Origin of the sequence: Vibrio zhanjiangensis (assembly GCF_030161235.1) — a bacterium.
Lineage (GTDB): Bacteria > Pseudomonadota > Gammaproteobacteria > Enterobacterales > Vibrionaceae > Vibrio > Vibrio zhanjiangensis.
Map to the genome: position 1 here is coordinate 1 of NZ_BSPW01000032.1, position 16,522 is coordinate 16,522.

Sequence of the window (16,522 nt, forward strand, 5' to 3'; positions counted from 1 at the left end):
AGTTAACGTAATGACAAAGTCGCTTGGTAATTAAGGTACGACAGAATCGCTTGGTGATCACATTGACTGGGAAAAATCAGTAACGAGATACTAGCCAGATCGATGATTTTTCCATGCGATTTATGTCACAAAAGTCAGTCTAATTACTTTTGTTAGTTACATTGATAACGTTTTGTGTTGAAAGAGTTAAAGCAATCGATTTGCGTAAATGAGGGCTTTTTGTTTGAACCAAATCAGCGGCTGAATAGATAAAGATAAATTATACAAATTTAAATCTTGTACAATTGTATGAAGTTGTGCTATTTCTTATACAAGATTTTTTTTTGTATACCTTTTGCTGAGGGATGAAATGATGACAAATGCAATTAAAGTAGGCATCAGTTCTTGTGTGCTGGGTGAAAACGTCCGTTTCGACTCTGGGCATAAAATCAGTAAGTTCGTGACGAAAGAGTTAGCACCGTATTTTGAGTTTATCTCTGTTTGTCCTGAGGTTGGGATGGGGATGCCCGTACCAAGACCAACCATTCGTCTGATATCTAACGACGAAAGAATTGCACTGGTTGAGACTAAAAATCCTGAAAACGAACACACTGCCAACATGCTTGATTATTCGGAGCAGAAAGTGGGTGAACTCAAGACTCAAGATTTATGCGGTTATATCGTTTGTGCTAAATCGCCAACATGCGGCATGGAGAGAGTCAAAGTGTATCGAAAAGGTGGAGCGGATAATACTGGTGTTGGCCTATTTACTCAGGAGTTGATGAAACAGATGCCTTGGCTTCCTGTTGAAGAAGACGGACGCTTAAACGACCCCGTTTTAAAAGAAAACTTTATTGCTCGTATTTTTGTGTTGAAAGATTTTTACGATTCGATGGGGGATGAGCCAACTGCCGGAAAGTTAGTGGCTTTCCACTCTCGATACAAACTGACGTTGATGGCCCATCATCCTCAATCCTATAAAGAGCTGGGTCGTTTGGTTGCCAACACCAAAGACTACGATCCAATCACTTTTTACCAAAAGTATCGAGATGGTTTGATGAAGGCAGTCTCAAACCGAGCAAGCCGAAAAAACAATACCAATGTGCTTATGCATATACAAGGCTATTTTAAGCGAGCTTTAGACAAACATCAGAAAGCGGAGTTATGTGCTGTTATTGAAGAATATCGTCAGGGGACGTTACCTTTGCTAGCGCCAATCACTCTAATTAAGCATTATTTGGCCACTTATCCAGACGACTATTTATTAGAACAAAAGTTTTTGCAGCCTCATCCTCAGGAAATGAGACTGAGGTACGGATTATAAAATGAAGAAATACGCAATAAGAGAAATCTCAGAAATAACAGGCGTTAAACCTGTGACCTTGAGGGCTTGGCAGAGAAGATACAGTTTAATAGAGCCTGAAAGAACCTCAAAAGGTCATAGGCTCTACACTCAAGAGCACATTGACTTAATTGACAAAATCCAAGCATGGCTGAACAAAGGTGTGTCGATAGGTAAAGTGAAAGCCCTGATGGAATCAGGCAATAGTGATGGCTTCCAAGTAGAGGGCCGAGTACACCAGCTAGACGATGTGGAGTTGGTGTTGGACGCGTTGGCTAAGCTGAATAAAGGAAAAGCGGAAACAATTATCAATGGGGTGATTAAGGAGTATCCGTTAAAAGTCGTTGATAAGCAGTTTATCCAACCTATACAGCAAGCTCTTTCATCTGTTCGTCCATCTTTGCGATCACTTCAACATGGACTATTCCACTCACTGATGCTCAGTAAGCTAAACTCGATAATCGATGCTGAGAACAAAGCCTCTCGTACTGGGCGTGCTTTGTTTGTGAGCACTTCAGGTAATACCGACATTGGCTCTCGTTTACTGGCATTGTCTTTGGTTGAGCAAGGTTTAAATGTCACTATGCTCGATGAAGTTGAAGACTTATCTGGACTTGTGGTGCATCCAGCCATTGATGATTTTTCTATGATTGGTATATACAGTGCGACAGCAATCAGTGAATCTCAGCTGATGGTACTTGACCAGCTTGAAGCAACGTTTTCAGGACAACTCGTTGTCTCAGAGCTTTTGCAACAATTACGGGGCGAATGATGAAGCTTGTTTGGCTACGACGAGATTTAAGGGTTGATGATAATACTGCTTTGAATGAGGCTCTTGTATGCGGTGGGCCTGTGGTGTGTATTTATATCGCGACGCCAGAAACATGGCAAAGCCATGGTTTAGCACCGATTCAAGCCGACTTAATATTTCGTCGACTCTGTGAGCTGAGTAAGGAGTTGTCGGCACTTAATATTGAATTGTTGTATGACGAAGTTCCACGATTTTCTGACAGTGCGTCTAGAGTGGCTGAGGTTGCAAGAGAGCTTAATGCCTGCATGGTACTTGTCAACCGTGAGTATGAAGTGCATGAATGTCAACGTGATGACCGTCTTGCCAGTCAATTGTCAATTGATGGTATCGATTTTCAGTGTTGTGAAGATAAATGTATTTTTGCACCTGGAACTATCATCAATAAACAAGGCAGCTACTTTAAAGTTTTTACGCCATTTAAAAATGCCTACCTAGCAAAATTAGGAATGCATTCATTTGACGTCAAAAAAGCTCAAACAGCAGTAGAGGCAGAGTTACCATCCGCTATGCGTAGCTTGGCCTTTCACCAAGATGTTTTATTCAATTATCCAAGAAAAGACAGCACCCAGTGGCAAGCAGATACTGGTTCTATCATTACTGAACTAAGAGAGTTTGATGCTAATCTCATAGACCGTTATGCCAAGGAGCGAGATTTTCCATCGATACAAGGAACCAGTAAGTTATCGCCATATCTCGCTATTGGTGCATTATCTGTTCGCCAGTGTATGGCTCGGCTTATGTACGGGCAAACATTACCATTAAGCCAAGGGAGAGAAGTGTGGCAGAGCGAATTGATTTGGAGAGAGTTCTATCAGCACCTTATTTACTTTGAAACTAAACTAAGTAAAGGCCGTTGCTTTCTTGATTGGGGGGATGAATTACGTTGGCATACCAATACTCAATGGAGAGAGGCGTGGGAAAATGGTCAGACAGGTTACCCAATTGTAGATGCTGCGATGCGACAACTGAATCATACAGGATGGATGCACAATCGTCTGAGGATGATTGTGGCGAGTTTTCTCATAAAAGATTTGCACATTGATTGGCGGGTCGGTGAGCGCTATTTTATTAACAATTTAATTGATGGTGATTACGCCGCCAATAATGGTGGGTGGCAGTGGTGTGCATCCACTGGATGTGATGGACAGCCCTACTTCAGAATTTTTAATCCCATTACCCAAGGTGAACGATTTGACCCGTCTGGGGCGTTTGTTCGGCAATGGATTCCAGAGCTCGCTAATGTCCCAGACAAATATATTCATAAGCCGTGGGCTTGGCCTGATGTGAGAAATCTGTCATATCCTCAACCAATAGTTGATCACAAGGTAGAGAGAGAAGTAACCTTACGTCTTTATAAAGAAGCTAAGGACGCTTAACATGCTGCGCAGTCTTGTTCCACTATTATATTGCTTGAGTCTGTCTGCATTCGCAGCAACGTATCAACTGCCATCCGAAGGAAGCAATATTGTTGGTCGGACACAATACCACCAAGTTGCTGCAGGTGAGAGTCTTGCGGACATTGCAAAGCGCTATGATGTTGGTTTTTTGTCTTTAATGGCGGCCAATAAAGGAGTTGACCCTTTTTTGCCCTCCGAGAACTACGTACTAACCATACCAACGAGAATCATATTGCCAAATGTGCCAAGAGAAGGGATTGTCATTAATCTTGCAGAGCTGCGCTTGTATTATTTTCAGCCAGATAAAAATTTGGTGCATATTTTTCCTGTGGGTATTGGCCGGATTGGTCGAGATACACCTGAAATGGAAACAAGTGTTAGCCAGAAAAAACAGAACCCTACCTGGACGCCACCTAAGTCTATTCGGAAAGAGTATCGAGAAAAAGGTATTGAGCTTCCAGACATAATGCCAGCAGGTCCTGATAATCCACTTGGAGACTATGCGATGAGATTAGCATATGGTGTGGGAGAATATCTTATCCATGGTACAAATAAAGACTTTGGTATTGGCCTTCGTGTAAGCTCAGGGTGCATTCGTATGGACCCGAAAGATATAGACTGGTTATTTCCCAAGGTCAATTTAGGGGAAAAAGTGCGAGTCATTAATGAACCGATTAAAGTGGCACTGGAACCCGATAGAAGCGTATTTGTTGAAGCGCATGAACCTCTAACTCGCAGTGATGGTAGTAAAAAAGCCTTAGTCTTACCCGAAGAATTGCGCTGGTGGTTAGATGAATTTGACTTGTCAGATGCGAAAGCTAAAGCGGTGATCCTTGCCCAAAACGGTGTGCCTGTTGAGGTTGTGTCACCCAGTTTTATCGAGTAGGTAAAATGTTAAACGACGTATATGGTTAAAACAGAAAGGGCCTGCAATGACAGGCCCTTTCTAATCGAATATTGGCAGACTTATTTAGTATAATGCTGATACCTATCCAAAGTCTAATGAAATCAATGATTTCTTATCTATTTCAATGCCTTATGAAAAGCTTGTTTTATCAATATTAATCAATAATCATCAATATTAAGAAAATTTGCCGCCATTTTGTCGCCATTTTTACTGCGGTTTATAGCTATAGCCCTAAACGAGAAATAGGATTTAATTCCGCCGCCTGAATAAGGTGATCAGGGGAAAAATGGGCATAACGCATAGTCATTTTGATATCACTATGGCCAAGTATTTTTTGTAACACCAGAATATTTCCGCCTGCTTCCATAAACCGACTTGCAAAGGTATGGCGAAACACGTGTGTATTTTGCCCATCCGGTAAGTCGGGAAATGTACGATCAACAATGTGGGCGATTCCGTGTCGGCAGCATTTAAATAACTTATCCTTTTCGCCTGTTCGCTCAAACGATATTAACTCGTGGTAGAGCTTTTCAGTGATAGGCACAGTGCGGTTCCTTTTGCTTTTGGTATCAAGAAACGTGATCTTGTATTTCGTGATTTGTGGCAGACGAAGGTTATTAGCTTCGGAAATACGTGCACCTGTAGACAAGCAAATCTTGCAGATTAGTTCATACTCTTTAGCCCGTTTACTTTTGTTGATCCTTTTGAATAGTGCAGTAATCTCATCATTTGAGAAAAACCCCATTTCTGGCTCAGTGACTTGAATCGATTTAACATTGGCAAGTGGGTTCGGTTGCGTCCATTCCCCAAGTGAAATCAGTTCATTGTAGACAGCCCTTAAATATCTCAAATCGAGATTATTAGTAGGTGCAGAAATTAATTTGCCTGTAGTCATCTCATTCCCGTATCGGTCTTTCGCTATTCGGTTAGAACGCCAGTGAACAAAGTCTTTTGCGGTGAACTTGATTGCAAGAGGGTTACCCAGTTCTTCAACTATGCTGCAGATTCGAGGGTAAACTTTTTTAGCTGATTTTAAGTACTGTCCGTGCAGCTTGTACCAAAGCTCGACTAGGTCTTGAAGAGAGCGCAAGTCCTTTTTGTTACCAAGCCAAGGTTTATCGTCAACTTCGTTCATTGTGAACTTTTCGAATGCAAGTGCTTCGCCTTTGGTTGCGAAGCGCTTGCGAATGCGCTTACCGCTTCGGCCTTGCGGGTAACACTCGCAAATCCATGGCTTTTTGTTTCCGTCTTCTACTTTACGAACGCTCATTATTGTTTTGGCAACCTGCCACCATTAGCGATACAGCTTTCGATGCTTTTATAAGCGGTATAATCATTAGTTCTGTTATACCAAGAACTGTTAGGTGAATGACAAATACCAGAAGCGCTCATCTTTATGATTGGACTTTTGGCTGTTGTGGTTTGCTTTTTCTCCGTTTGGGGTTGGTTATATTGTTCAAATTCTTTTGGGGTGCATTTTTGGGCGTAAGTCAATATTGCCCCTTTCATTATTCTTAACTGTTCTTTAATGCCCTCATCAGATTTATTGTGACGAGCTGTAGAAAATATTTCTTGAATGAAAATTTTTGAGCGATTGACTACATCCGATAAGACAATAGATGAAATCTCACGATTCTCAGCAATAGCCTCAGAAGGAGTTAGGCTGAACTTATTTTCGATTTCACTAACTCGAGGTGAAAATGTAGAAACTCGCCATTCAGCTATTTGCTGATAGGTTGAGTTGGTCATAGTCATCATCTTTGCAAGAGTAGGTTCAAAAGCCCCCATAATTTGACCTGCATAATCACAATCATTCAGTTGGGCTAATTGCGTATTACTTGGTTTGTCTAGGACGATATTAAGAAGTGTGGTGTAGTGTGGCTCCTCCAATATGAAGTTAGATCTTTCAAATTTGATGTAAGAACCTTCGGGAAATTGCTTGTCAGGAGTGTTGTAAAGTTGAGCAAAATAGTCGATGGACAGAGTTTTATTGTCTTTGTGCCGGTTCATTAGTTTTAATGATGCACCAGAAGTGAATTCTTCTGAGATCGTACTACGGCGACCGTTTATGCTCGAAGTTACATCAAAGTCTTTGTTGTTGCCTTGTTGGTTTTTAATGAGTCCTTCATTTAGTAGCTTTAGTAAGCTATCTCTATTTAAAGTAAAACTAAGACAATCAGCATCATTTTGTGTTGCACAATAGAGAATGCTCGCAGCAGGTTGACCATTTAAGGTGAAACTGTCCACGACATCTGTAACTTTGAACTCATCTTGAGCAATAGCTGTTGTTGAAAGAATTAAACTAAAGGTACACAAAAATTTATTCATAAACTCCTACTCCTAGCCAACTATTATTTCTTCTTCATCTCCATCGCAATACGCCCAAGTACTTTTATATCCTCTTCGGATACTTCAATGGTTGATGCGCCAAATGCAATTGCTAATTTTTTGCCAGGTAGTCGCTGCAAATAGTTGATCGATAGGCGGCCATCCACATCAATAAGGTAATCACCTGCTACTGGGTCGGTTGACTCTTTGTTGATGTAATAGATACCGGAATCGTCTTCAATGACTTGGGTGAAAGAGGGCTTAAGTCCAAATTTATCCAGTGTGACCAAATCCAAAGCGGTCTTTCCTGCTTCAACTAAAGCCCCATCGATAAGGTGGAATTTTTGCATTTCTTCTGAAGTTAGAGCATTTTTTGACTCTCCACCGAACGGTTCACCCTCACCTAAAGCCATGTAGCGAACAGATGCACCAGTGGCTAAGTGCTCCCTAACTATCAGTTCAAAACCAGTTCGATTGTGAGTGTGCCATGTAGAGAAAGTTGAGTTTGGCACACCGTAGCGGTCACTCATTAATTCAAAAGTCTTACAACCAGTAACTTTTTTGAGCTTTTCAGTGAAACTCCGACCTCCAAGATATTCAAATGGAGGAATTTTTGCTTTCAACCTGCCCATAAGAGAAATTTTCCTATTCAAATAGGTAAGTGAATTGTTCTAGATCACGTTAGTAATTAAAATTTCTCATTAAAGAAAAATAAATTTTGCAAACAAGAAAAAATGATCGTAGGCTTTTCACATACACAAAATTGGTGAATCAATCTAACTCAATCACCATCAAGTACATACAAACAAGTAGGATACCACTTATGGCAAGTATTCAAATAGCGGTTGACGCACCTTTTTGTACTAAAAAAGAGTTTCTGCGTCGCACTGGTTGGTCGTCATCTTCACTTGACCGCGCAATTACTGCTGGCGAAATCCCTATCTTAGAAAAAAAAGGCAGAAGCGGCAGCGTTCTAATCAACTTGGTAAAGCTTTATCAACGTGCTGCAGAGCAACAAGTATGAGCTTCGCTATCCCACCTAAAACCAAACTCACCCAGCAAGATGCCATGAGTGAGTCTTGGGAAGACAAATATCCAGACAAATGTCCGCTATGGCTAAATATCATTGGTTGGACATTCGTTTTCGTACCGATCTTCTTCAACTGAGTATTAGTTATGGACGAAAATAACTCAATGTGCGCATTACGTGAACGCAAACAACAAGCTTTTGATGCGGCTTGCTGCGATTTTGTTGTCAATCACGATATTGAAGCGATTGCCAGAAAGCTAGAACTTAACGGTACAATGCTTCGCAATATGCTGAACCCAAACCAACCGCACGTGCTTAGACCTGTTGTGCTTGCTTCTATCAGCCGTGTTTCTGGGGACTACTCAATCGTAAATACGTTATTTGCAGATGATGGGGTGGTCACTATCCCACTACCAAAAGCAGAAGATGATCTGAACCTGCTTGAACGAGTTCTACAACTCAACACCCATTCTGGTGAGCTTTCTAGCGATGCGTTGGCCATGTGCACCGCAGAGCGTTTACCGCGATCTACTAAACGCAAAACACTAGCCAAGGCACAAGCTGCTTTAGGCAACTTGGTTTTGCTAATCAATGACCTCGAACACCGCACCACAGGCCTGCAGCCACTTGTACAAATGGGCACAGACTTTCTGGCTAATGGTGCTCCCATACCCGGCTTAGCCTAAGGAGTAGTTGTGAATCAGTTGGCACATAAACAAGAACAGCAACAAGAAGCACCGAACGCACAGGAAAGCATTGAGAGCTGTAGGGCGTTGTTTAGTGGTTCAGCAAGACGCGCAAAGTTGCGTAAGTACTACAACTCACTACCAGATAAAACACGTGGTTTGATTCTTATTGCAGGCGGAATGCCTCCAAAAGACTACCAACGTAAGTTCGAAGATTTCACAGACCTTGAGCTGCATAAAGTTCGCAAGGGTATGTGTTACCTAAAAGATGCAATAGCAGGTTTCGACTTCCACTTAGGGGACGTTCGCCGCCTCAGACATTACCAATTCAGCAGTACCCATTAAACCTAGCCAACCTTGCCCCTGTAATAGGGGGCTTTTTTTTGTCTTAGCGTAGGAGCATAGAAGATGAATACATTTGAAACACTTACCGAAGCAAGAAACCTCATAGATCAAGTTATTAACCGCAATGTCGGTTCAATTGGTCACGTCGATTTGCCTGCTGAAGCTTTAGCAAGCAAACAGAAGTTACTTAGAGGACTGAACACTGACAGAGAAGTATTCGACATCGTTAACGCAATTAATGCGTTGGCAATGGCAAACACTGATGTGATTCATGTGTTTGTTAATTTTTCCGGACATGTAAATCGTTTACAAGTCTATGCAAACCCAGCAGATACAAAATATCAAGCATCTATACCAAAGCAGACCCTACTGGCTGAGGATATCCGACTAAATCAGGAAAATACGTTTGAGCAACTTTTGTTTGTTGAGGGACAACTCACCGAGCTGATCATTGAAGCTCGTGAAGAAGCCGAAGCAAAAGCGGAGGTGACAGCATGAGCACACACGTAATGTTAGACCTAGAAACCATGGGAAATACGAGCAATGCAGCAATCGTTTCTATTGGTGCGGTTGTGTTTTCACCTGTGACTGGCGCACTTGGTGCTGATTTTGAAGTAGTGGTTAATCTTAATAGTTCTGCTTACTGCAGCGATATTGATGCATCGACAGTAACTTGGTGGCTTACCCAGAGTGAAGAAGCTCGTTCAATCTTCCTGAGAGATACGCCTAAGTCGTCTTTGAAAGATGCTTTGCTTGAGTTGAACCAGTGGTTTGCTGATCTTGGTGACTCAAGAGACATTCAAGTTTGGGGTAATGGTAGTGGATTCGATAATGTGATCTTGGCGAATGCTTTTAAAGCTGTTCGCATCAAACCTCACTTTTCTCATTGGAATGACCGTGACGTGAGAACCATTGTTGAAATGGGACGTTCGATTCTTGGCATTGACCCGAAAACAACATTTACCCGTCAAGGTGTCCACCATTCCGCGCTAGATGATGCGAAGTTCCAAGCTAAATACGTTTCAGCGATTTGGAATGCGTTTTCTTCTTGTGCAACGGTTGCTAGTTTGCCACTGGAGGAAGCGTAATGTTATTACACCTCGTACCACAAATAATGAATCGTTATTCAAATGTTGATTTGGAATTAATCGACGTTCAGATTCCAGAGCTAAATGTGACTCTAACGGGTGGTAAAGACCTTGTAGTTAGAAAACCATTTCCAAACAAATCCTACCATGTTGCATGTCGAAAGGTTGGACGCAAGGCAGTACATGGTCTGTACTTGGAAGTTGATAAACAACTAACGAATTTTTCAGTGATTACATGCTGGAAAGCTAAGTGTGCCAATTGGACAGATGAACAAGAGAAGACACTTACCCATAGAGTTAATTACACCGTAGCTGATACTGATTTTGATGTGATCAGTGACGACCATACTATGCAATATGCTCAGTGTGGGTTTGAAAGCCGTTGGCTTACAGATTTTAGAATTGACCCGCCCGTTAATACACAACCTCGTATGGATCTTCTTATATGTGAGTACCACAAACGTGGTGAAAATATTTCGCTTAAAGATGAATACAAAGATGTCGTGATGGTCAATCGAGTAGAGGACATTACGCTACCAACAATTGAAAAAGAAAGGCTAATGGAGAGAGGGGCGCATAACGACCGCTTGCCTACGTTAGACCAAAGATTCATTGTTGATTGTTCAGAGGTGGTAGCATGAGTTCAACTACCGGAAAAGTGCAACCTCATGAGCTGTACCCAACGCCGCCAGAAGTTGTCGACGCTTTACTATCAAAGTTAACCGTTCGACCAACCGACAAGTTTTTAGAACCTTGTTACGGTAATGGTGCAATCTTCGACAAGATAGCTTTGCCACAAAGCCAAAAGTCATTTGCTGAAATCGAAAAAGGTATTGATTACCTAACAACTGATTTCGGTACCCAAGATGTGATCATTACCAATCCACCTTTTTCACTAACGGAAGAATTCATTCGCAAAAGCCTAAGTGAGTTAGCCCCAGACGGGACAATGGCGTACCTGCAGCGTGTTAACTATTTAGGCTCTAAAAAGCGTTTGCCATTCTGGTTTGAAATCGGCTTTCCACCAAAGTGCCCAATCATCATTCCTCACCCTCGATTTGTTGGCGGTGGTTCAGATTCGTGTGAATACGCTTGGTTTATCTGGGATAACGGCAACCGCTTCGATATTCCTCAAGGGCTAAGCCATATCGTTTCAGTTGGTCATGAGGTGGCAGCATGAGCGAACCAAAACAAGTGCTTTGCCAAGACTGCTTGAAACTTAAACCTTTCACAGCGGCTCGTCATAACTCAGAAGAACAGTGTGAATGCGGTGGTGATTTCTGTGGTTGTAGTGGTTGCCAGCACACCATCAAAGGTCTGTTGGCAGGTAAAACCAGTGCAAAAGATTTAGGCACTGTGAAAGATATTCACGGTTGGACATCAGAGGGAGTGAAGTCATGAAAGTAGAACTACGCCGAAAGTTTGTACCTAACAGCAATGGTCGTTTACAAGTTCTATCAAGTGGTGGTGGCACTCAATCTATTTGTATGGTTGTGCTTATTTATATTGGCGCAATTCCAAAGCCAGACTTGATTATCATGGCTGATACAGAGCGCGAAGCGAGCAATGTATTTGATTACCATAAAAGACACATCAAACCTCTTTGCGATGAAATGGGAGTTGAGTTTGTTATCGTTCCTAAATCTGATTGGACAAATAACGATATTTGTACTGAGAGCGATGATGAAACGGTGCTGCCTGCGTTTTTCACTGAGTTCAATGGTAGAAGTGCAAAAGGAGAGTTAGGTAAGCAGCCGGGGTTCTGTTCTAGCAAGTGGAAAGTGGAGCCGATACAAAGGTACCTAAACAACAGGTTTGGAGAAAAGGAGTTAACCAAACGTGGTGTAGATTTCTGGATAGGAATGTCTTTCGATGAGCGCAATCGAGTTAAATACCCATCTGGAAAATGGCAAAAGCGTTACCCACTATTTGAAGCAGAAATCCTGCGTGAGCAAGCAATTCAAATCGTGCAATATTTTGGTCTACCAGAGCCGCCACGTTCTGCGTGTTGGATGTGTCCAAATCGTCACGATGAAGAATGGATCTGGATGAAAGAAAATGTCCCGCAAGATTTTGCTGCTGCTCGTCAATTTGAACAAGAACTACAGCAAGATTTTCCTTGGTTGTACTTGCATAAGTCTGGTGTGCAACTGGGTGAGATTATTTTTACTACCAAGCCGAAACAGCAAGATATATTCGACCAGTTTTGCGATACGGGCATGTGTTTCGTATGAACACCCTAATAGAACCAACTGAAATCGACCTATACGATTTTCCATGGCAAGCCCCTTTAACTGAGGTTGAAGCGGGCTGCTTTGGTTCGCGTCGATACAACTCAATTATTGAGCCTGATGATCTTAGTGTTCTGGAACGTAAGCTATTTGATGCTAACCCAGACGATTTCGAGTGGGCGAAAGATAAGATTAAAGACCTGCCGGACTACCTAACCAAGTACTTTGTTACTCGTTATGTTTCAGTGTTCGAAAAGAAAGGTCGTAAAGATGCCAACATATTTTTGCGTGAACGTATGGGGCCAGCCGCTGAACGTGCGCTGATGGTTTTACGCAAATACAAAAAGTTACCGACAACCCAAAAGGTTTCTTTGCTTAGTGAAGAGTTTAGCGACACTGAGCAAAGCGACTTTGCACAAAAAGAGCAAATGCGTTTTGACTTCGAAAAGGCAGAGCGCAATCGCAAGCCAGTTAAAAGCCGACTACTGGCAGAGCTTGAGCCGTCAGAAGTTAAAGACATGGCTTTCAAGATTAGCCAAATCACTAAGGCTAAATTTCCTCTTATCGCTGCACGTGTGGCTAATCGTGAACTGGATGAAGACGAAATTCCAGAGGTGATCGGCTATGAAGAACTAGCCGAATTTGTCTGCCACTTTGGTATGACTCCACCGCGCAAGAAAAAGAAACAAACCGACTTAACCGCACTGAATGACATTTCACGCATGTTAGATGAAAAGTGGTGGTATGGGCGCCTTAACAAAACACGCAAAATCATGCGTGAGCACCTAGCCATTGCTATGGGGCAAGTTTCTTCAAAAGCATCACCTTATGCGTCATGGGATTGTGTTCGAGAGCACCAAGCGCAGCAAACTGCTAGCTATGAATACATCAAGCAATGCCAGTTATTAGATGAAGAAACAGGCGAAGAGGCTGATTTATGGGATATGGTCAAAAAGAGTGTGGCTAACCCTGCCATTCGTCGTCATGAATTGATGGTGCGTTGCCGTGGTTGTGAAGACATTGGTAACGAGTTGGGTTTGCAAGGCCTGTTCTTAACCTTGACCACGCCTTCTAAGTATCACAACTCGTACAAGAAAGGCGGCTTTATTGGTCACTGGAACGGTGCAAGCCCACGTGATGCGCAATCTTACCTAAACAACGTATGGCAGCGAATCCGCGCCAAACTAGGTCGTGAAGAAATCCGCTGGTTTGGTGTACGTGTCGCTGAGCCACACCATGACGGCACACCACACTGGCATTTGCTTATCTGGGTAAAACCAGAAGATGTGATGCAAGTGCGTGACATCTTTATTTCTTATGCCACGCAAGAAGACCGTGGCGAACTGCACCCTGAGCTTGAGAAAGAGAAGAAAAAGCCATTCCGCAAATGTGCTTACGTTGGGCCGCTAGATTACCGCCCACGTTGTGACTTTGGTTTTATTGACCCAGAGAAAGGCACTGCAACGGGCTATATCGCTAAATACATTTCAAAGAACATTGACGGCTTTGCAATGGACGGCGAGATCTCGGACGAAACAGGCAAACCAGTCAAAGACATGGCGAAGAATGTTAGTGCTTGGAAAAGCCGTTGGAACATTCGCCAGTTCCAGTTCTTCGGTGGCGCACCAGTCACGACTTACCGTGAACTACGCCGCTTCGCTAACCAGAACAAAAAAGCGTTTATGGAATACCTCTTCATGCAAGAGCGTGTTGACCTACTCACTATCTACTCAATGCTGCAACGTGATCTTGTTGGACCTATTAAACCTAGCAAGCTGATCACCAATGAAGAGTTAATGAAAGTGATTGGTGATAGTTACCAGTCACGCATGAAGACCGAAGACGCAAGCATCACAGACACTTTAAAAGCTGCTGACCATGGTAATTGGCGAGGTTACATCATGGGGCAAGGTGGCCCATTCGTTAAGCGCAAAGATTTGCTGATCGTGAACTCTTATGAAGTTCTGCCGTTCGCTTCACCACATGGCGAGGACGTTCGCAAAATTGAGGGTTTCACTACACCAGAAGAAACCATCAAAACACGCACCAAAGTTTGGACGATTCAGAAGAAATCAAAGGTTAACGATGAAGCTAAAACGTGCGTTCTTGGGAGCGAAGCGACCGCTTTTGGAGCCTCTGGCTCCTCTCGGAGTTCTGTCAATAACTGTACGGAGCCTGAGAAAGTACAGGTCTGCGATCAGCTAACCCGATTATTAGAACCAGATAAAAAATCAGTGGACTCTCCACCAAATATCGATGAAGCGGCACTGGCCGCACTGCTAAAAGGCAGTTCAATCCGCATCGACGATGCAACCAGTATCCAAATCCGCCCTGCGGAGGTAGACGAACACGGCAATAAACGCCCTGCCCAGTTGGTAGAAGTGAGTCGTCAACGTTCGGACGACACCAATTGGATGGATTTCGAGGGTTGGGACAACCTATTCGCCCAACCAGAAAAGCAAGAGTATCAACAACCCGACCTGTCGATTTTCCCTGATGGGGACGATTGGCCTTTGGTGTAACGCTTGATGACAGGAAAATTAAACAATATGCCTAATTTACCCATTTTGATTTTTAGAGCTTTTTATTCTGATGGTTTTTGTGGAGGGTTAGGTTTTTTGCCTAACACAAATACTGCCACCAAAGCCGCAACGCCACCGCCGCCAATGAAACTAGCTGCAACTTGAGCTCCGTTGACTGCAGCATAGGTGCCGCATCCAATTGCAAACAAACCAATTAGAAAACCGAATACTTGACCCAGTACACTTTCAATTCTCTTTGCATTTAGTGCACCTGTTTCCATCGTGCGGAGGTGTTTTGAATCTTCTTGCACACCAGTGAATAGTTCTTTCGATATGCCAGGTACTAATTTTTCATACTCAGCGAGCAGGTGAGGCGGAGGCATTGGCCCAGAAAAGTGTTGCTGATGAGTGATTTGTAATAGGGCTCGTTGTAGCTCTGGAGACTTTTCTAAAAACTCACCAACTTTAGGGTCTTGATGAACTGCCTCTGCTAATTCAGGGTTTTCATTAATTAGAACGTCAAGAGGTTGAACATCTTGTTCAACCTCTTGAGTGGTTTGTTCATCCTGTGGAAGATTTTTGTTACTTACCTTGTCTTGCTGCATCTACAACATCGCCACGATTAATACGAACTATGTCGCCCTTGCGAGCGCGTGTATAACAATTGAGCGCTTGAACTTCTGAGTAGCTTGCTTCTATTTTGCTCCAGTTCTCGCTAATTTGTCCTTGAGCTCTAGTCCATGCTCTTACAGTTGGCCTAACTTTAGGGACAAAGTGGTCGTAGTCTGTATTCGGCCACACTGATAAGGCTTTACCTATCCCTGCTAAAAATGCATTCATAGCTACACCTCGATCTCCAATACGGGCCTTTCGGCCAAAGCATACTCATTTGTGGTGAGTATGAATATATAGTTATAGTAGTAAATGTTTTATTTATCGCAAGATTACTAGATTTGAAGCCAAGCAGCAATGATTAACATATAAGAATTTTCTCAATATGTGTCAATGTTCACCAATATCATCGTTCATCATTGAGTATTACAGCTCAACTCGGCTCAATTTTGATTCAATTGATTACGTAGTCTGAATGGAGGGCAAGATGCCCATTTTAGTGGCTAACAGCCCTTATTAAATCTAGAATTGGCTTGCGGAGATGGTCAGGCAACTGCTTTATCGCCGCCGCCAAGTCAGGATCATATATCGGTCTTTTACCTAGCTCTAGGTAAGCAAAATCTAGCCAAGTAACACTATGGTACTTAAACAGGCTTTTTAACTCGCTCAGCTTGGGATCTCGTTCGCCTCTTTCTAGACGTTGATAAGTTGAAAGCTTAATACCTACTGCAACAGCTATCTGCTGTTGAGTGACTCGTTTGGACACCCTGAGATGGACTAAATACTCTATTATCGGCTCAATTTCTTTATTGACTGATGACATATTAACCTTTTTATAAGTCAATTTTGACTTATTTACCTATCAAAAAGGCCAACAGTGACGAGCGATAAAATAATAGTGATCTAGTTAAAATTACCCGATGTGCCTCTTATGTAGTATGCGCGGGCAATCCGTGGGTTAATGTCGCATTACATAAAATTATAGACGACAAACACTCATAATAAATTTGTTACATAAAAACCACTGTATTAATATACAGTAAATTGCATCTGTCAGGAGGCTTAATGTCTGAACTTCATAATAAGGCGGAGGCGTTTGTTTTATGCGCTTTGGCTGAGAATACAAGCGGGAATCACGAAGAAAATCACGATGTTGGTATGTTTCTCATTTCCATTATTCTTGCTCACAAAAAAGGGCAGCTAAAAGCTGCCCACAACTACAAACGTGACTTAAGAAACTAACG

General features: G+C 42.6%; 22 protein-coding genes. 16 read left to right on the forward strand and 6 right to left on the reverse strand.

What is annotated here, in order from left to right; all coding sequences use genetic code 11:
* The first annotated feature begins 352 nt into the window (after nt 1-352).
* Genes QQK21_RS09265 through QQK21_RS09280 form a run of 4 tightly spaced genes read left to right on the forward strand, consistent with a single transcriptional unit; the run spans nt 353 to nt 4,415 of the window.
* Nucleotides 353-1,303, forward strand: a complete 951-nt coding sequence (locus QQK21_RS09265) for a YbgA family protein (RefSeq protein WP_284191957.1) — start codon at nt 353-355, stop codon at nt 1,301-1,303.
* A gap of 1 nt (nt 1,304) precedes the next feature.
* On the forward strand, nt 1,305-2,093 hold the full coding sequence (locus QQK21_RS09270; RefSeq protein ID WP_284191912.1) for a MerR family transcriptional regulator: 789 nt from the start codon (nt 1,305-1,307) through the stop codon (nt 2,091-2,093).
* Nucleotides 2,093-3,508, forward strand: a complete 1,416-nt coding sequence (gene phrB, locus QQK21_RS09275; protein WP_284191958.1) for a deoxyribodipyrimidine photo-lyase — start codon at nt 2,093-2,095, stop codon at nt 3,506-3,508. The genes QQK21_RS09270 and phrB overlap by 1 nt, the downstream gene beginning before the upstream one ends.
* A 1-nt stretch (nt 3,509) precedes the next feature.
* Nucleotides 3,510-4,415, forward strand: coding sequence for a L,D-transpeptidase family protein (locus tag QQK21_RS09280; RefSeq protein WP_284191913.1), 906 nt, complete (start codon nt 3,510-3,512; stop codon nt 4,413-4,415).
* A gap of 244 nt (nt 4,416-4,659) precedes the next feature.
* Here the strand turns inward: QQK21_RS09280 and QQK21_RS09285 are convergent, their stop codons facing one another.
* Genes QQK21_RS09285 through QQK21_RS09295 form a run of 3 tightly spaced genes read right to left on the reverse strand, consistent with a single transcriptional unit; the run spans nt 4,660 to nt 7,396 of the window.
* Entirely contained in the window at nt 4,660-5,706 is a 1,047-nt protein-coding gene (locus QQK21_RS09285; RefSeq protein WP_284191914.1) for a phage integrase, read from the reverse strand.
* A complete protein-coding gene (locus tag QQK21_RS09290) occupies nt 5,706-6,764 on the reverse strand; it encodes a hypothetical protein (protein ID WP_284191915.1) in 1,059 nt (352 codons plus the stop codon). Before QQK21_RS09290 ends, QQK21_RS09285 begins: the two co-directional genes overlap by 1 nt.
* A 23-nt stretch (nt 6,765-6,787) precedes the next feature.
* Nucleotides 6,788-7,396: a phage repressor protein CI gene (locus tag QQK21_RS09295; RefSeq protein ID WP_284191916.1), complete on the reverse strand. Its 609-nt coding sequence runs from the start codon at nt 7,394-7,396 to the stop codon at nt 6,788-6,790.
* A 191-nt stretch (nt 7,397-7,587) separates the two neighbouring features.
* Here QQK21_RS09295 and QQK21_RS09300 point away from each other — a divergent pair, with 191 nt between their 5' ends.
* From QQK21_RS09300 to QQK21_RS09350, 11 genes are all read left to right on the forward strand, one after another.
* The gene (locus QQK21_RS09300) at nt 7,588-7,788 is read left to right on the forward strand and encodes a Rha family transcriptional regulator (RefSeq protein ID WP_171758009.1); all 201 of its coding nucleotides are present in this window, start codon (nt 7,588-7,590) and stop codon (nt 7,786-7,788) included.
* Nucleotides 7,785-7,931 carry a hypothetical protein gene (locus QQK21_RS09305; protein WP_284191917.1) on the forward strand — a complete coding sequence of 49 codons (147 nt, stop codon included), beginning with the start codon at nt 7,785-7,787 and terminating at the stop codon, nt 7,929-7,931. Before QQK21_RS09300 ends, QQK21_RS09305 begins: the two co-directional genes overlap by 4 nt.
* A 9-nt stretch (nt 7,932-7,940) precedes the next feature.
* Nucleotides 7,941-8,480 carry a phage regulatory CII family protein gene (locus tag QQK21_RS09310; protein WP_284191918.1) on the forward strand — a complete coding sequence of 180 codons (540 nt, stop codon included), beginning with the start codon at nt 7,941-7,943 and terminating at the stop codon, nt 8,478-8,480.
* Nucleotides 8,481-8,489: 9 nt separating this feature from the next.
* Nucleotides 8,490-8,825, forward strand: coding sequence for a hypothetical protein (locus QQK21_RS09315; RefSeq protein ID WP_284191919.1), 336 nt, complete (start codon nt 8,490-8,492; stop codon nt 8,823-8,825).
* Nucleotides 8,826-8,888: 63 nt separating this feature from the next.
* The gene (locus QQK21_RS09320) at nt 8,889-9,323 is read left to right on the forward strand and encodes a hypothetical protein (protein WP_284191920.1); all 435 of its coding nucleotides are present in this window, start codon (nt 8,889-8,891) and stop codon (nt 9,321-9,323) included.
* Complete coding sequence (locus QQK21_RS09325) at nt 9,320-9,913, forward strand: 3'-5' exonuclease (RefSeq protein ID WP_284191921.1); 594 nt, start codon at nt 9,320-9,322, stop codon at nt 9,911-9,913. Before QQK21_RS09320 ends, QQK21_RS09325 begins: the two co-directional genes overlap by 4 nt.
* Nucleotides 9,913-10,554, forward strand: a complete 642-nt coding sequence (locus QQK21_RS09330; RefSeq protein WP_284191922.1) for a DUF6012 family protein — start codon at nt 9,913-9,915, stop codon at nt 10,552-10,554. Before QQK21_RS09325 ends, QQK21_RS09330 begins: the two co-directional genes overlap by 1 nt.
* Nucleotides 10,551-11,093, forward strand: a complete 543-nt coding sequence (locus QQK21_RS09335; RefSeq protein ID WP_284191923.1) for a DNA methyltransferase — start codon at nt 10,551-10,553, stop codon at nt 11,091-11,093. The genes QQK21_RS09330 and QQK21_RS09335 overlap by 4 nt, the downstream gene beginning before the upstream one ends.
* Nucleotides 11,090-11,314 carry a hypothetical protein gene (locus tag QQK21_RS09340; RefSeq protein ID WP_284191924.1) on the forward strand — a complete coding sequence of 75 codons (225 nt, stop codon included), beginning with the start codon at nt 11,090-11,092 and terminating at the stop codon, nt 11,312-11,314. The genes QQK21_RS09335 and QQK21_RS09340 overlap by 4 nt, the downstream gene beginning before the upstream one ends.
* The gene (locus QQK21_RS09345) at nt 11,311-12,147 is read left to right on the forward strand and encodes a hypothetical protein (RefSeq protein ID WP_284191925.1); all 837 of its coding nucleotides are present in this window, start codon (nt 11,311-11,313) and stop codon (nt 12,145-12,147) included. Before QQK21_RS09340 ends, QQK21_RS09345 begins: the two co-directional genes overlap by 4 nt.
* Nucleotides 12,144-14,666, forward strand: a complete 2,523-nt coding sequence (locus QQK21_RS09350) for a replication endonuclease (protein ID WP_284191926.1) — start codon at nt 12,144-12,146, stop codon at nt 14,664-14,666. The genes QQK21_RS09345 and QQK21_RS09350 overlap by 4 nt, the downstream gene beginning before the upstream one ends.
* A 62-nt stretch (nt 14,667-14,728) precedes the next feature.
* On the opposite strand, the gene QQK21_RS09355 is transcribed toward QQK21_RS09350, so the two are convergent.
* The 3 genes from QQK21_RS09355 to QQK21_RS09365 form a co-directional block, all read right to left on the reverse strand.
* Nucleotides 14,729-15,271 (reverse strand): DUF2335 domain-containing protein, encoded by a 543-nt coding sequence (locus QQK21_RS09355; RefSeq protein ID WP_284191927.1) that lies wholly within the window; start codon nt 15,269-15,271, stop codon nt 14,729-14,731.
* The gene (locus tag QQK21_RS09360; RefSeq protein ID WP_284191928.1) at nt 15,249-15,506 is read right to left on the reverse strand and encodes a hypothetical protein; all 258 of its coding nucleotides are present in this window, start codon (nt 15,504-15,506) and stop codon (nt 15,249-15,251) included. The genes QQK21_RS09355 and QQK21_RS09360 overlap by 23 nt, the downstream gene beginning before the upstream one ends.
* A gap of 268 nt (nt 15,507-15,774) precedes the next feature.
* Nucleotides 15,775-16,101 carry a helix-turn-helix domain-containing protein gene (locus tag QQK21_RS09365; protein WP_284191929.1) on the reverse strand — a complete coding sequence of 109 codons (327 nt, stop codon included), beginning with the start codon at nt 16,099-16,101 and terminating at the stop codon, nt 15,775-15,777.
* Nucleotides 16,102-16,343: 242 nt separating this feature from the next.
* Between QQK21_RS09365 and QQK21_RS09370 the strand changes: the two genes are divergently transcribed.
* The gene (locus QQK21_RS09370; protein WP_284191930.1) at nt 16,344-16,520 is read left to right on the forward strand and encodes a hypothetical protein; all 177 of its coding nucleotides are present in this window, start codon (nt 16,344-16,346) and stop codon (nt 16,518-16,520) included.
* Nucleotides 16,521-16,522 lie beyond the last annotated feature (2 nt).